Annotated in this window: 9 protein-coding genes; 4 read left to right on the top strand and 5 right to left on the bottom strand. The window is 68.7% G+C overall.

The features are described from left to right. Positions 1-22: 22 nt before the first annotated feature. Positions 23-3,223 (bottom strand): Ig-like domain-containing protein, encoded by a 3,201-nt coding sequence (locus ACE3SG_RS20425; protein ID WP_374568037.1) that lies wholly within the window; start codon positions 3,221-3,223, stop codon positions 23-25. Positions 3,224-3,440: 217 nt separating this feature from the next. Beyond that, positions 3,441-4,613 (bottom strand): GlxA family transcriptional regulator, encoded by a 1,173-nt coding sequence (locus ACE3SG_RS20420; RefSeq protein WP_374568036.1) that lies wholly within the window; start codon positions 4,611-4,613, stop codon positions 3,441-3,443. On the opposite strand from ACE3SG_RS20420, the gene ACE3SG_RS20415 reads away from it, so the two are divergent. The 3 genes from ACE3SG_RS20415 (at position 4,554) to ACE3SG_RS20405 (ending at position 8,094) form a co-directional block, all read left to right on the top strand. Then, positions 4,554-5,306 carry an MBL fold metallo-hydrolase gene (locus tag ACE3SG_RS20415; RefSeq protein ID WP_374568035.1) on the top strand — a complete coding sequence of 251 codons (753 nt, stop codon included), beginning with the start codon at positions 4,554-4,556 and terminating at the stop codon, positions 5,304-5,306. The two genes, ACE3SG_RS20420 and ACE3SG_RS20415, sit on opposite strands and share 60 nt — an antisense overlap. Before the next feature lie 160 nt (positions 5,307-5,466). Next, positions 5,467-7,482, top strand: a complete 2,016-nt coding sequence (locus tag ACE3SG_RS20410) for a hypothetical protein (RefSeq protein WP_374568034.1) — start codon at positions 5,467-5,469, stop codon at positions 7,480-7,482. Positions 7,483-7,548: 66 nt separating this feature from the next. Further along, on the top strand, positions 7,549-8,094 hold the full coding sequence (locus ACE3SG_RS20405) for a GNAT family N-acetyltransferase (protein WP_374568033.1): 546 nt from the start codon (positions 7,549-7,551) through the stop codon (positions 8,092-8,094). A gap of 50 nt (positions 8,095-8,144) precedes the next feature. Here the strand turns inward: ACE3SG_RS20405 and ACE3SG_RS20400 are convergent, their stop codons facing one another. After that, positions 8,145-9,584, bottom strand: coding sequence for a sialidase family protein (locus tag ACE3SG_RS20400; protein WP_374568032.1), 1,440 nt, complete (start codon positions 9,582-9,584; stop codon positions 8,145-8,147). Between the two features lie 279 nt (positions 9,585-9,863). Then, entirely contained in the window at positions 9,864-10,955 is a 1,092-nt protein-coding gene (locus ACE3SG_RS20395) for a choice-of-anchor tandem repeat GloVer-containing protein (protein ID WP_374568031.1), read from the bottom strand. Positions 10,956-11,308: 353 nt separating this feature from the next. On the opposite strand from ACE3SG_RS20395, the gene ACE3SG_RS20390 reads away from it, so the two are divergent. Next, positions 11,309-13,603: a WD40/YVTN/BNR-like repeat-containing protein gene (locus tag ACE3SG_RS20390; protein ID WP_374568030.1), complete on the top strand. Its 2,295-nt coding sequence runs from the start codon at positions 11,309-11,311 to the stop codon at positions 13,601-13,603. 25 nt (positions 13,604-13,628) lie between these two features. Here the strand turns inward: ACE3SG_RS20390 and ACE3SG_RS20385 are convergent, their stop codons facing one another. Continuing rightward, a complete protein-coding gene (locus ACE3SG_RS20385) occupies positions 13,629-14,915 on the bottom strand; it encodes an HD-GYP domain-containing protein (RefSeq protein ID WP_374568029.1) in 1,287 nt (428 codons plus the stop codon). Positions 14,916-14,982 lie beyond the last annotated feature (67 nt).

The raw sequence follows: 14,982 nt of genomic DNA, 5'->3' as shown, positions 1-14,982 counted from the left end.
CGGGCTGGCCGCGCGCTCGCCGTCAACGCACCTTGATCTTCACCGTTGCCGCGGCACTGTCCAGCAGGTCGTCGTTGGCGACATAGCTGAAGCTGTCTGGCCCGACATAACCCGACGCAGGTTGGTAGCTGAACGAGCCATTGGCGTTGAGCTGCAGGCTGCCGTGCGCCGGGCCGCTGACCAGGCGTGCGCTGAGCGGGTCGCCGTTGCCGTCGCTGTCGTTGGCCAGCACGCCCGCGTCAGCCGCCACGACCAGGCGTTTGCCGGCGCGGGTGCCGAAAGCGTCGGCCACCGCCAGCGGCGCCAGGTTGGACTGGCCGGACAAGCAGTACAGCCCGCCTTTCTGCGTTGGGCCGAAGCCGCCCCAGACGATCATCTGCGTGCCCGTCCACACGGTGCTCCAGCGGCCGCCCCACAAGGGCGTGGGCGCGCGCAGCGTGCTGGTGGGTGACCACTGGTCACTCGCCAGGTGGTAGCGGCCGCCGGTGGGATAGTTGTCGCCGCCCCAGACCACCAGCTCAGACCCGGTCCACACGCCTTGGGCCACGCGCGGCGTGGGCGCGCCGTTCAGCGAGGTGGCGCTCCATTGGCCGGTCGTGGGGTTGTAGCGGCCGCCGTCGTTGAAGTAGCGGCCATAGAGCTGGTCGTAGCCGCCCCAGAAGACCGCCTCGGTGCCGGTCCACACGGCCACCGGCCACATGCGCGCCTCGGGCTGGCCGGCCGATGCGTTGATCTGCACCCAGGTGTTGGTGACGGGGTTGTAGCGGCCACCACGCGGGCCGATCTGGCCGCTGTCGATCGAGCCGCCCCAGACGATCATCTCGCTGCCCGTCCACACCGCGCCGTGGTGGTCGCGGTGGCCGGGGTCGTTGACCAGGGTGGCGTTGGTCCACTTGTTGGCGGCTGGGCTGTAGCGCTTGGCGCCTTCGTTCGAGCTGATGCCGCCGAAGGTGATCATCTCGCTGCCGGTCCACACTGCGCTGTGGCCGTAGGTGACCAGTGGCGCGTTCTTCTGCGACACGGGTTTCCAGCTGTCGGTGGCCGGGTTGTAGCGGCCACCCGAATCGGGCGTGAACGGGTCGCCGGGGCCGGCGCCCCAGAAGATGATCTCTTGCCCGGTCCAGACCGAGGTCGCACTGGCCCGGGGCGCCGGCTGGCCCACGGTGCTGATCGGCGACCAGCTGTTGGTGGCGGGGTCGAAGCGGGCGCCGGTGTCGGTGAGCGTGTAGCCGTAGCCGCCCCACAGCACCATCTCGGCACCGGTCCATTCGGCCGAGTGCATGGCGCGTGCCGCGGGCACGTTCATCGTGCTCATCGGTCGCCACTGGTCGTTGGTGGGGCTGTAGCGCGCGCCGTCGCCGTGGAAGGCGAAGTCTTCGTCGAGGCCGCCCCACAGCAGCGCCTCGCTGCCGGTCCAGACCATCGTGCTGGCCTGGCCGGTGGTCGGGCCGTTCAAGGTGCTCATCAAGGCCCAGGTGTTGGTGGCCGGGTTGTAGCGGCCGCCGGCGCCTTTGGAGGGCCAGCCGCCATGGACCAACATTTCACTGCCCGTCCAGACCGCGTTGTGCTGGTAGCGCCACGGCGGCGCGCCGGTGGTGGACACGGTCGACCAGCTGTCGGTGGCCGGGTTGTAGCGGCCATTGCCGCCGTCACCCATCACGCCGCCCCAGGCCACCACCTGCTGGCCGGTCCAGACGAGGGTGTTCCAGTAAGTGGCTTGCGGCGCGCCGGCGGTGGCCATCGGTGCCCAGCTGTTGGTCTTGGGGTTGAAGCGCGCGCCATCGCGAAACAGCTCGCCGCGCGTCACGTCGTAGCCCGACCAGATGACCATCTCGCTGCCGGTCCACACGCCGGGCATGTAGGCGCGCGCCGCCAGCGGGGCCGGCGGCAGGGCCTGCCAGCGGTCGGTCTTGGGGTTGTAGCGGCCACCGGTGTCCACGGGCGAGCCGAGGATGCCGCCCCAGACGATGAACTCCTTGCCGGTCCAGACCGAGGCCGCCCACTGCTGGCCAATGGGGGCGCCGGTGGTGGCCGTGGCGCGCCAGGTGTCGGTGACCGGGTCGTAGCGGCCGCCGGTGGATGTGCCGTCACCACCGAAGACCAGCATCTCGCTGCCGGTCCACACCGCGGCGTGGGCGTGGCGTGGGCCTGGCGCGCCCACGTTGCTGACCGGCGACCAGGTGTCGGTGGCGGGGTTGTAGCGGCTGCCGTCGTTGTAGACGAAGCCCACCGCCTCCATTCCGCCCCAGACGATCATCTCGTGGCCGGTCCAGACGGCGCTGTGCTCGTAGCGCCCGTCCAGCCCGGCGAGCGTGGGTTTCCAGCTGTCGTCGCGGCAGTTGGCGTTGGGCGCCAGGGCCGGCAGGCGATAGGCCGCTGCGGGCACCGCCAGCTGGGTCGGCAGGCTGCGCCGCAGGCCGGCCCACCAGCGCTCGAAATCGGGCTTGGGCCAGGCCACGCTGCGCAGCTGCACGCGCTCGGCGTCGAGCCGGTCGATCGACAGTGCATAGACGCGGCGGCTGTCTTCGCGCAGCGGCCCGAACCGGCCCAGCACCGGTGCGCCATCGCGCCCGCCTTCGCTGCGGCGCAGCGCCCTCACGCGCTCGTCGAAGGCCTCGGGCGACAGCAGCAGCGCGCCGGGCGTGGCCAGGGCGGCGGCGCGGTCGTGCACCAGCACCATCTCGCGCCGCTCGGCCGAGCCCGGCTGGCCCGTGGCCATCTCACGGCGGGCTTGCCGCCGCACGGCCGCGTGGATGCGGTCGTCTGCCGCGAAGTACGACTGGATCAACCGGTCCACCAGCAGCGGCCGGGCGATGCACTCGGCGGCCAGGCGCGGGTCGTTGCCCACGGCGGCGAACAGCTCGGCCAGCACCTGGGGCGACTGGCTCGACGCGGCCATCCGGTCCAGCTCGGCCTGCAACTGGTCGGCGCCGACCTCGGTGTGCCACCACTGGCGCAGCGCCGCGGTCTTGCGCACGGTGTCTTCGGCCTTTCGGCGCAGCACGGCCGGCGGCACCGCCTGCTCGAACGGCAGCCGCGGCTGCGCGTCACCCGAGGTTGTGCGATGCCGCCAATACACCTGCTCGACCGCCGCTTGGCAGGCGATGCGCTCGTCCAGGCTCATGGCGCCAGGGGCGGCCAGCACCGCTGGCGAGGCCGTCAGCGCGGCCAAAAGCGCCAGCGGGCCCAGCGGGGCCAGCGAGCGTCGTGGGATGGTGGTCATCGGTTCGTCTCCTCGGTGGACGCGGCTTGGCTCAGCCAGCCGCTACGCACGCATCGGCCCGTCAGGGCAGACGGCCGATACCCCTCGAGATCGCCTTCACGGGGCAGGCGCTCGGCCCCACAGAGCCGGCAGGCGGCTGCCTGATACGCCGCGTCGAACGAAAGTGGCGAGCCCACCCGATTGAAGCCGCACCGGCGCCGCTGCCACTTGATTCAAGTCACGTGGGGGCCAAACCCATGCGCCGGCGGTACCGCGCCGGGCTTTCGCCCACGACGCGCGCAAACAGCCTGGCAAACGTGACCGGGTCGGCATACCCCACGGCCTCGGTCACGCGCTCGATGCTCGCGCCAGACCCCGCCAACAGCCGCTTGGCCTCTTCGACGCGCAGCTGCTGCAGCAGCGCCAGCGGCGACTGGCCCGATTCGGCCTTGACCCGGCGCATCAACGTGCGCGGGCTGACCTTGAACGCGGCTGCCACACGGGCCAGCTCGTAGCGCTCGCCCAACCGGCCGCCGAACCAGTCGCTCACACGCGCGGCGAAGCTGCCGGTCTGCGCAGCCGACAGCCGCGCGTCGACAAAAGGGCGCTGATCGCTGCGAACGCCCGGCAGCAGCGAGACGTTGGCGGTGGCCGATGCCACGGCGGCGCCGAAATGCTGCTTGATCAGCTGCACGGCGAGATCGAGCGCGGCGCTGACCGCACCGGTGGTGGTGACGCCGCTGTCCTCGAGCAACAGGGCGTCGGTGCGCACGACGGCCGCCGGGAACGCACGCGCGAGGTGACCACCGAACATCCAGGATGTGGTGACCGCTCGGCCATCGAGCAGGCCCGCGCTTCCGAGCAAGAAGGCACCGGTGCAGATCGACGCCACCGCCGCACCGCCGGCAAACACGCGCTGGATCGCGCGGGCCTCGCGGGCGCGCTGCGGCAGGCAAAGCGCCGGCTCGGCTGCGCCGCTCGGGTCGAAGCCCGGGACCACCAGCAGGTGTGGCCGGCCGCGCAATCGGCGTGTCGCTATCGTGGCGCCGCCGGCCAGCGTGACCGGGCCGCCGCCCACCGAACAGATCTCCACGGCGAGCGCGCGCCGCGGCGGGTGCCCGAGGCTGCGCCCGACGTCTGCCGCCATCCGCAAGAGGTCAACGAGCCCAAAGACCTGCAGGCCCAGGCAGCCGTCGTAAGCCAGCACGGCGATGCGAAAAGGGCTGGCGGCAGTTGAACCGGGTGCGTTGGCCATATCGACCTGAAGAATGGCGATATCGCCACCGGTGCATTTTGCCCGGCCGGTGCAGAGTCTGCACCCGCGCACCGTTGTGCCGCCCGTGGAGTCATCATGTCTTTTCCCACCATCGTTCGCGTGCCGATCCTGCCGTTCGGCATGGTCAACTGCCATTTGATCGTCGGCCCGGCGGGCTGCATCGTCGTCGACACCGGGTTGCCCGGGTCGGAGCACAAGATCGAGCGCGCCTTGCGATCGTTCGGCCGCACATGGGCCGACCTGCGCCTGATCGTCGTCACGCACGCGCACGTCGACCACGCGGGCAGTGCCGCGCGTCTGCGCGAGCTGTCGGGTGCCCCCATCCTCGGCCATGCGGCCGACCGCGACTATTTCGAGCAACGGCGGCCGATGGGCTTTTGCGAAACGGGCTGGTTCGGCCGGCTGTTCATGCGCACCGGCCTGATCCTCGAACCCTATGCGCCGTTCACCCCTGACCTGCTGCCGAGCGATGCAGAGCCGGTGGACCTGCGCCCATTCGGTATCGCCGGCCGGGCCCTGCACACGCCGGGCCACACCTCGGGCTCGATCTCGCTGGATCTCGATGGCGGCGACGCGCTGGTCGGCGACCTGATCGCCTCGGGCATTCTGCTGGGCGGGCTGGTGCGCAAGGGGCGCGCGATACGGCCGCCGTTCGAAGACGACCCACGCGCCGTGGCGGTGGAGCTGCGGCGCCTGGTCGACGCGGGTGCGCAACGCTTTCATATGGGCCACGGCGGGCCGCTGGCGGCCAGCGAGGTCCGGCGTCACGCGGCGAAGCTGTCTGGCATGCGCGCAGGGCAACGGCTTGGCGGCAGCGCAGCGTCGTGACACGATGTATCGCGGCCGCCCATCATCCCCCTAACTCACAGACCCTGCGACCAACGCGTGACCGTTTGCACCCGCGGAAACACCTCGCAAGAGATGCTGACAACGGAGATACGCGCACCCAACATTCGGGCCACGATCCCTACAAAAAGGAGACACCCGCATGGCCTCTTCGATCCACTTCTCGTTCGCGCCCCGGCGCGTTGCCATGGCCGCCGCCGTGGCGGCGCTGGCCGTCTTTGGGCCGGCAGCGCAGGCGAGCATCGTCATCACCCCGCTGGGCACACCGCGCATCCTGGTGCCCGACGCGGCCACCTTGAACCGGCTCAAAACCTCGATGAGCAGCGGCAGCCCCGCTGCCACCCGGTTCAAGAACTATGTCGACGCGCAGATGGACGGCGCCGACTACTATGAGTTCGCCGGCTGGCACGCGGCGCTGATGTACCAGGTGACCGGCAAGGCAGCGTATTGCGACTACGCCGTCGGCCTGACCGACGATTTCGTCAAGTCGGAAGAAGCGCTGATCAACCAGAACCAGCGCGCCACGGTGGCGGGCGACAGCTACCTCTACGTCGGCCCGACGATCGGCAATGTCTCGATGGTCTACGACTGGTGCCGCGCCCAGATGACCAGCGCCCAGCGCAGCCGCTGGGTCACCTACGCCAACCAGGCGGTGTGGAACGTGTGGAACCCCGAGCAGGCACAGTGGGGCAACACCAAGTACCCGTGGTCGGGCTGGTCGATCGACAACCCGTCGAACAACTACTACTACTCGTTCCTGCGTGCCACCATGCTGCTAGGCCTGGCCTCGCACGACGAGAACAGCCTGGCGCCGCAGTGGATCGACAAGTTCCGCATCGAGAAGATCCAGAACCAGCTGGTGCCGACCTTCAACCGCGACCTCACCGGCGGCGGCTCGCGCGAAGGCACGGGTTACGGCACGGCAATGCGCGAGCTGTTCGACCTTTACTACCTGTGGGAGAAGTCGACCACCGACCGCATTGTCGACCTGACGCCGCACACGCTGGCCTCGTTCGACAAGTTCATGCACGACATCGTGCCCACGCTGGACCGCCTGGCGCCCACCGGTGACCACGCGCGCGAGTCGACGGCGGCGTTCTTCGACTACCACCGCCAGTACCTCGAGACGCTGTCGCACCTGTACCCGGCCGACCCGATGACCGGGCTGTCGAAGACGCTGCTGGCCCAGTCTTCGGTGCCGAAGATGGAGAACGGCTTTCAGTTCTGGGTCGACTATGTCTACGACCAGTCGGGCTTCACCGGGCAGCCGCTGAGCCGCCTGTACCCGGCGCACTGGGGCAGCGGCACGGGGCAATTCAGCATGCGCTCGGCCTGGGCCAAGACCGGCGCCTACGCCAACCTGATCTGCGGCCCCTACACCGAAAGCCACGCCCACCAGGACCAGGGCAGCTTCGTGATGTACCAGGGCAGCTGGCTGGCCTTCGACGAGAACATCGACACCCACTCGGGCCTGGCGCAGTACGAGGCACCGCACAACCTGGTGCGCATCGAGAAAGACGGCAAAGAGGTGGCACAAGGCTACAACGCGAGCTGCAAGATGCTCGCGCTGGCCAACAAGCCCGAATACGCCTACGGCCTGGCCCGCGTGACGCCGATGTACGCCGGCAAGGCCTCGGTGGTGAAGGTCGAGCGCGAGTTCCTGTTCATCAAGCCGTCGACCTTCGTCGTCTTCGACCGCGTGCAGACCAGCGGCACGGGCATCCGGCGCGTGTGGACGCTGAACCTGCCGCAAAAGCCCACCATCAACGGCGACCAGCTGACGATGACCAACGGCGGCCACCAGCTCGACGTGGTGCGGCTCGCGCCGGCGGGGTTGACCTCGAAGGTGCTGTACTGGCCCAAGGTCGATTCCGACATGAACGCCGGCCGGCGCATCGACGTGGCCGATGGCACCGGCGACAGCACTTCGTTCCTGAACGTGCTGGGGGCCGACCATGCGTTCAGCAGCGCGGTGCGGTCAGACGCGACCGGCAAGACCGGCGCGCGCATCGTGCTGGCCAATGGCGACACGGCGCTGATTCGCTTCAACACCGACACCACCGGCGGCACGCTGCGGATCACCGACCCGTCTGGCGCGGTCAAGCTGAAGACGGCACTGCCGACCACGGTGCAGACGCTGCCGCGGTTGGCCGACTGACGGGGCGCCGGACGAGGGGCAGGGCGGCGCTGCGAAAATCGCGCGCTGCCCGACCCAACGCCTGCCATGCTGCCGAAAATCCCCGAGTCCATCGTTGGCGCCCAGCTGCGCCTGCGGCGATCCACCCCCGCCGATGCCCAGGCGGTGTTCGACGCCGCGAACGATGCCGAGGTGATGCGCTACATGGACTGGCCCGCCCACCGCTCGGTGGCCGACGCCCGCGCCTACCTCGAAGGCTGCGCCGGCCGCTGGGCCAGCGGTGCCGAGTACCACTGGGTCATCGAAGGCCGCGCCGGCGGCCCGGTGCTGGGCTGCATCGCCTGCCGGGTCAAAGGTCATGCCGCCGACTTCGGCTACTTCCTCGCTCGTTCCGCCTGGGGCCGCGGCGTGGCCATCGAAGCCGGCGCCTTGCTCATCAGCTGGCTCGAGCGCCAGCCGTCGATCCTGCGCATCTGGGCCACCACCGACATTGACAACCACCGCTCGGCACGCCTGCTGGAGAAGCTGGGCCTGCAGCGCGAGGGTGTGCTGCGCATGGCGACCTGGCGGCCGAACATCGGCGGGCTGCCGCGCGACACGGTGGTTTACGCGCGCTGCAAGGCGCCGGACTGACGCCAGCCGTTCACTGGCCGGCGTCAGGCGCGACAGGTCAACCGAAAGGTTTATGGGGTGACGAGCGGGTGCGAACGCCGGACCCTGTCGCCCTGCAGCGAGAGCACTGGCTCGTCAGTCACCCGCAGCGGGCGGGGCTGCAGGGCCGTTACCAACAGCTTGCTGGCATACATGGCTTCGTCGAAGGCCGAGCCGCTCTTGGCTTTGGCGATCGCAAAGATCGGTACCGCCTTCGCGCCGGCGAACGAGGTCGAGATGTAGTCGCCCACCATGAGGCCCTGGCTCGTGTCAGCCAGGTCGGACATGGTCATGGGGCCAGCCAGGGTCTGTGCTGCGCTCCAGCTTGTTCCGCCGTCGACAGAGGACACGAACCCCACCGACAGCTTGCAGGTGCTCTGCGTGCAGTTGGCGCTGGGGTAGAAGTAGTAGGTCAGCGCAAGGCGAGCGGTGCTGCCCGAACTGTTGCGGTCCACCGCCAAGCCCGGGATGAAATGGTCCACCGTGCTCGAGGTCGGATCGATCGGGATGCGTACCGGCGACGTCCAGGTGGTGCCGTTGGTCGATGTGCTCATCACGATGTCGTTCGAAGCGCAGCCGGACCGGAAGCGGCAGTCGTGCCACACGACATAGACCTTGCCGGCAGCGTCGACCTCGGCCGAAGGCAGCGGCTCGGTGCGCAGGTTGCCAGCGACGCCATGGTCGCTGATCGTGGCCACGGTCGTTGACGAGCGCCAGGACGTGCCGCCGTTGGTCGACTTGTAGGCCAGGATCCGGTCGGCGAACGCGCTGAGCACGGGAACGACGACATCACCGTTGGGCTGGGCCAGCGGCTGGCCGCCCAGGCCCGCCGCATTGTTGGCGGTGGTCTTCTTGGCGCCCCAGCTTAGGCCGCCGTCGGTCGAGGTGCTGGTCAACAGCAGGTCGCCGGCGTTGGCGTCGTCCCAGGTGGCGTAGCAGTGGCCGTAGTGGGGGCTCGTCTTGGTGTTATCGCAGGCGATCCAGGTCTTGTCGTAGAAGCCGGTGGTCGTGGAGACGGTCACCGGGGCGCTCCAGTTCAGGCCACCGTCGGTCGAGCGGCTGACCACCACGGCCTTCCCGGAGCCGCCGTTGAGGGGCAGCGAAAGGATCAGCCACGCACCGTGCTTCGCGTCGTAGGCCACCGAAGGGTCGGACACCCGGTCGTACGGCCCGGCCGGCGTGCTGTTGACGGTGATCGAAGGCAGGAAGCCGTGAACCCAGGTCTTGCCGCGGTCTTGCGAGGTGGCAAAGCCGATGTCGGAAGACCCGCCGTCGAAGAACCGACCGGTCTGAAACGCCCCCACCACCGTCGAGCCGAAGGCGAACGTGTCGGGCTCGACCTCGGTGGCATGCTGGCTGTCTGTGTTGGTGAACGGGTCGGTGCTGACCCGTTTGGCGGCCCAAGCGGGGCTGGCCGCGAGCGCCAATGCCAGCACCGACAGGCAGATCGAAAGACGGGGCAGGGTTCGCATCGGTTTCTCCTGGTGGTAGACAGTGAAACGCATCGCCTGGCCGGCGGTGTCTGGCCGTCAGTCAGCGTGCCGAGGCAGGCCACGGGAGAGGGCCGTCCCTTCTTGAGAAAGGCCGTGGCACGGGTCGCTGCAAGGCGCAGAGCGTAGCCATGCCCCGATCGCATGGGAAGCCTCTCGACGGCTGTCGATCGTCATGGGCTGACGATTGTTGACCTTGCCCGCGCAAGCGGTGGGCGGCGGCCTGGCGCCCCAAGGCGTGGCTTTGAGCCCGGCGGCCGGTCATGCCTTGCGGCGAAGTTCGTACAGAAGGCCCTTGTCGAACTTGCCGCCCGTCGGCGCAACGCCCAGCCAGGTGTCGGGGTCGGCCTGCAAAAGCGCCCCCTTGCTGTTCGGCAGGCCGGCCCGCAGTACGCGGGGCCTGCCATTCAAGGACATGCTGAAGACCGCCGACTCGGTGGTGCCGTAGAGCAGGCCATCGTCGCCCACGGACAGACCGTCGTTGGGATACACGCCGACACGAGACTCGGCGCAGAAGGAGTGCAGCGACTTGAACGCGCCGTCAGCACCCACTCGAAAAGCGCTGCCCAGCCAACAGTCGCCGCCGCTCTGTGTCGTGCCGTAGAACTGCTGGTCGGGCCCTTCCACCAGCGGGCCCAATGGATACCCTCCTTCGATCCCCGCGAATGAATGGAGCACCTTCAGGTGTCCATCGAGGGTGCATTGAAATGCCGCACCGTATCGGTTGACCCCGTAGGAACCCGTTGTGCCATACAGGTTGCCGTCGGTGCCTTGAATCAACGCCGCCGCCGGCATTTGCCCCTCTTTGCGGGTGAACGAGTGGATCGTCGTCAACTCACCTTGCGGCGTCATCCGGTAGATCGTTCCGCCGTTTTCGGTGCCTCCCAGGAATGTCGTGCCATAGAAGTTGCCATCCGTCGCGAGGACCAACCCCGTTCTCGGATTGCCGCCGTTGTTCGAGCTGAAGGAGGTCAGCCGGTCATAGGCACCGTCCAGGCCGAAACGGAAGACGACACCGCCTGACGACTCGCCACCCAGGCCGGTCACGCCATACACGGCGCCATCCGTTCCCAAGGTTAGGCGGCCCATCGGGCGCCAACCCTGCACGTCGCCCTCCGCGAAAGAATGCAGGCAACTGATCCCTCCGCCCGGGTTCACCGAATAGATCGTGCCGCCCGCAAACCGACCGCCGGCACTGCAACTGCCGTAGATGCCGCCTGCGTCGGTCATGAGCAGATCGCCGCTGGGGGATGCACCGCCGCCTCGATGATCGGTGGGATCGCCGAAGGAATGAAGCACGCGGTATTGCCATCCGTGCACTGCAGTTGCGGCCCCGGCGTCACCGGCGGCCATGCCCGCGGCAACGGCACCGAACAAGCCCAACAACTCTCGCCGTCGCAGGCCTTGTGCACCAACGCCGGAACGAGCGTCCTGAAGTCGAAGTGACGTGCGATGTGCGGGCATGACGAGCCTTTCGTTTCGGTAACCCCAGGCGCCGAGATGGCACCTGCGCGGCGTGCAAAGCTACCCCCGCTGTACGCGGGCAGGGTTGATGCGTCGCAAGCCGCCGCGACCACCCCACTGACTGGTTGTTACGCCACATGCGTTCTGCAACTTGTATGACTATATGAACGCGAGATACAACCTCGGCCACTGTCATCAACCTGCAGAACCCCATGACGCTGCGACCAAAAGTACGAGTATTGATGTTTGCCGCTTTGCTGGCGGTGTCGGCGCAGGCGGCGAGCGCGGCGGCGTCTAACGCCGATGCAGGTGAGACTCCGCTGGCGGCGACCTACTCGTGGAAGAACGTGTCCATCCGCGGCGGTGGGTTCATCTCGGGCATCGTGTTCAGCCGAGCCCAGAAGGACCTGATCTACGCGCGCACCGACATCGGCGGCATGTACCGGTGGAGCGAGTCGACCCAGAGCTGGAAGCCGCTGCTGGACTGGGTGGGGTGGAAGAACTGGGGCTTCAACGGTGTGGTCAGCGTGGTGGCCGATCCGAGCGATGCGAACCGTGTCTACGCGGCCGTGGGCATGTACACCAACAGCTGGGACCCGAACAACGGCGCCATCCTGCGTTCGGCCGATCAAGGGCGCACCTGGCAGACCACCAAGCTGCCCTTCAAGCTGGGCGGCAACATGCCGGGCCGCGGCATGGGTGAGCGGCTGGCGGTGGACCCGAACCACGCCAAGGTGCTGTACTTCGGTGCCCCCAGCGGCAAGGGCTTGTGGCGCAGCGTGGACCGCGGCGCCACCTGGGCGCAGGTCACGTCGTTTCCCAACCCCGGCAACTATGTGGCCGACCCCAACGACAGCTCGGGCTACCAATCGGACAACCAGGGCGTGTTGTGGGTCGCCTTCGACCCGCGCAGCAGCAGCCCCGGCCAATCGTCTCGCGTGATCTACGTTGGCGTGGCCGACAAGCAGAACGGCATCTACCGCTCCAAAGACGCCGGCGCCACCTGGGAACGCGTGGCCAACCAGCCGGTGGGCTACCTGCCGCAGAAGGGCGTGCTGGAGCCGGTGAACGGTTTTCTCTACATCGCGACCAGCGACACCGGCGGGCCTTACGACGGGTCGAAGGGCGATGTCTGGAAGCTCGACCTGGCCAGTGGCGCGTGGACGCAGATCAGCCCGATCCCGTCGTCGAGCCCCGACGCCTACTTCGGCTACAGCGGCCTCACGGTCGACCGGCAGAACCCGAAGGTGCTGATGGTGGCCACGCAGATCTCGTGGTGGCCCGACGCCCAGTTCTTTCGCAGCACCGACGGCGGCGCCACCTGGACGCGCGCGTGGGAGTTCACGAGCTACCCGAACCGCAGCTTTCGCTACACGATGGACATCAGCGCCGTGCCGTGGCTGAGCTTCGGCGCCAACCCGCAGCCGCCCGAGGTGTCGCCCAAGCTGGGCTGGATGACCCAGGCGGTCGAGATCGACCCCTTCAATGCCAACCGCTTCATGTATGGCACCGGGGCCACGCTCTACGGCAGCAACAACCTGCTCGACTGGGACCAGCAGGGCGGGCAGATCACCATCAAGCCGATGGTCAAGGGCCTGGAAGAAACCGCGGTGCTGGACCTGGTGAGCCCGCCGGTTGGCGCACCGCTGTTCTCGGCCATGTACGACGTGGCCGGCTTCCGGCACGACGACCTGCAGAAGGTGCCGGCGATGATGCACATCACGCCCAACCTCAGCGGCAACAGCAGCATCGACTTTGCCGAGCTGAAGCCCGAGGTGATGGCCCGCGTGGGGCAGATCGACAAGAGCGCCAACCCCAACGTCAACCGCATCGGCGTGTCGGCCGATGGCGGCCACAACTGGTACCAGGGCCAGGAGCCATCCGGCGGCGCCGGCGCGGGCGTGATCGCCGTGGCGGCGGACGCCGGCACCTTCGTATGGAGCCCATCCGGCAGCGCACCGGTGGTCTATTCGATCAGCCGGGGCAGCTCGTGGGCGGTGTCGTCAGGCGTGCCGGCGGGCGCCCAGGTGCGGTCCGACCGGGTGAACCCCGCCAGGTTCTACGCCTTCGCCGGCGGGCGCTTCTACGCCAGCACCAACGGCGGCGCCTCGTTCTCGGCCACGGCGGCGACCAACCTGCCGACGGTCGACCACGTGAAATTCAAAGCCGTGCCGGGGCGTGAAGGCGACATCTGGCTGGCCGGCGGCAGCGAAGCGGCAGGCCCCTACGGCTTGTGGCACTCGACCGACGGCGGCGCCAGCTTCAGCAAGGTGAAGGGGGTGCCGGAGGCCGACAACATCGGGTTCGGCAAAGCAGCGCCCGGGGCCGACTACGTGGCGCTGTATGCCGTGGCCAAGATCGGTGGCGTGCGCGGCCTGTTCCGCTCGGTGGATGCGGGCGCCACCTGGCAACGCATCAACGACGGCGAACACCAGTACGGCAATTTCGGCGATGCGCTGACCGGCGACCCGCGCGTGTTCGGCCGGGTCTATGTCGGCACCAACGGGCGGGGCATCGTCGTCGGCGAGGCGCCCTGAACCCGCGGCCGGGCCGAGGGGCGGGTCAGGCGCCCGTCTTCTCGACCAGTTGCTGCACCACCGCCGCGTCGGCCGGCGAGAGCTGGGCCGAGCGCAGCGTCACCTCGCGCTTGACCTCGCGCAGCCGCCATTGCAGCTCGCGCAGCACGATGGAGACTTCCAGCCGCACGTTGGCGTCCAGCTCGGCCAGCTGCGCGCCCAGTGCGTCGGGCTGGTGGCTGTCCAGGCCGGTGCTCGAAAACGCCAGGCTGATGCGCTGGCAGCGCTCTACCGCATGCTCCAGCAGGCTCTTCAGCGGGGCGCTGGCCGCCGGTATCTTGCTGACGATCAGCTCGCGGTGCTGGCGAAAGCGCTGCAACGCGCCGTAGACCGCGGTCACGCGCTCGGCCAGCTCTTGCACCGAGGCGGCCAGCACCGGGTCGTCGTGCGCCGGCCGGCCCTTGCTCTCGGCGTGGGCGGCGGTGGCCACCTTGTCGAGCAACGCGCGGTTGAATTCCCCCGGGATGAGCTTGACCGCCACCGCCGCGCGCTCGGCGTGGTGGTTGCCGCCCTCCATCAGGCCCATCAGCATCTCGGCCATCGCCAGCACCTGGCCCGGCAGCGGCAGGGCGTCGCTGCGCAGGCCGCCGGGGTAGCCGAAGCCGTCGAGCCGCTCGTGGTGGTGCAGCACCGCGCTGGCCACCTTGATGCCGGCGCCGGGCATGTCTTTCAGCACGCGGGCGCCCACGATGGGGTGGGCTGCCACGTGCTTCCATTGCTGCGGCGTCAGCTTGGCGCCGGGGGTCAGGATGGCCGGGTCGATGTAGACCTCGCCCACGTCGTGCAGCAGGCCGGCCAAGAGCATCAGGTCCATCGGCGGGCCGCCGGAGATCTGGTTGGCCATCGCCGCACCGATCAGCGCGATGCCCACCGCATGCTCCAGCTTGGCCGGGCTCTGCGCGGCGTAGACGCTGAGCAGTGAATCGACCTGCGAGGTGAGGATCAGGTCGCGCAGCGAGGTGCTCAGCAGCTTGCCGGTGGCGGCGCCGCACAGGCGCGACAGCAGCGGGTGGCGCTCGAGCAGCGCCTCGGCCACGCGGTCGATCTTGCGCGAGCCCACGCCTTCGACGACCCGCATCATGCTTTCCAGCGGTTTGCTGAGCTTGTATTCGAGCAGGCGCTGCTTGGCGCGTGCGTCGATGCGGGCGCCTTTGGCCAGCAGCTTCATGCCGTTGCCGGCCATGATGTCTTCGCTGGCCTCAACGCCGCTGTCTTCGGACAGCGCGACCACCCGGTCCAGGTAGTGGTGGTTGACTTCGACGGTTTCGTTCATGACGCGCAGCGCAGGCCGGCCCTTTTGGGAAAGGCCTGCTACCACTCCCTGTTGACTTGTATAGCGC

The sequence above is a fragment of the Ideonella sp. genome, from assembly GCF_041914305.1.
In the GTDB taxonomy this organism is placed as follows: domain Bacteria; phylum Pseudomonadota; class Gammaproteobacteria; order Burkholderiales; family Burkholderiaceae_C; genus Ideonella.
This window is presented reverse-complemented; position numbering and strand designations above follow the sequence as displayed.

Bases quoted from the DNA above. Each gene is read 5' to 3' on its own strand.
- ACE3SG_RS20425 (WP_374568037.1), bottom strand. From the start codon at position 3,223: ATGACCACCATCCCACGACGCTCGCTGGCCCCGCTGGGCCCGCTGGCG.
- ACE3SG_RS20415 (WP_374568035.1), top strand. From the start codon at position 4,554: ATGTCTTTTCCCACCATCGTTCGCGTGCCGATCCTGCCGTTCGGCATG.
- ACE3SG_RS20420 (WP_374568036.1), bottom strand. From the start codon at position 4,613: ATGGCAGTTGACCATGCCGAACGGCAGGATCGGCACGCGAACGATGGT.
- ACE3SG_RS20410 (WP_374568034.1), top strand. From the start codon at position 5,467: ATGGCCTCTTCGATCCACTTCTCGTTCGCGCCCCGGCGCGTTGCCATG.
- ACE3SG_RS20405 (WP_374568033.1), top strand. From the start codon at position 7,549: ATGCTGCCGAAAATCCCCGAGTCCATCGTTGGCGCCCAGCTGCGCCTG.
- ACE3SG_RS20400 (WP_374568032.1), bottom strand. From the start codon at position 9,584: ATGCGAACCCTGCCCCGTCTTTCGATCTGCCTGTCGGTGCTGGCATTG.
- ACE3SG_RS20395 (WP_374568031.1), bottom strand. From the start codon at position 10,955: ATGGCCGCCGGTGACGCCGGGGCCGCAACTGCAGTGCACGGATGGCAA.
- ACE3SG_RS20390 (WP_374568030.1), top strand. From the start codon at position 11,309: ATGTTTGCCGCTTTGCTGGCGGTGTCGGCGCAGGCGGCGAGCGCGGCG.
- ACE3SG_RS20385 (WP_374568029.1), bottom strand. From the start codon at position 14,915: ATGAACGAAACCGTCGAAGTCAACCACCACTACCTGGACCGGGTGGTC.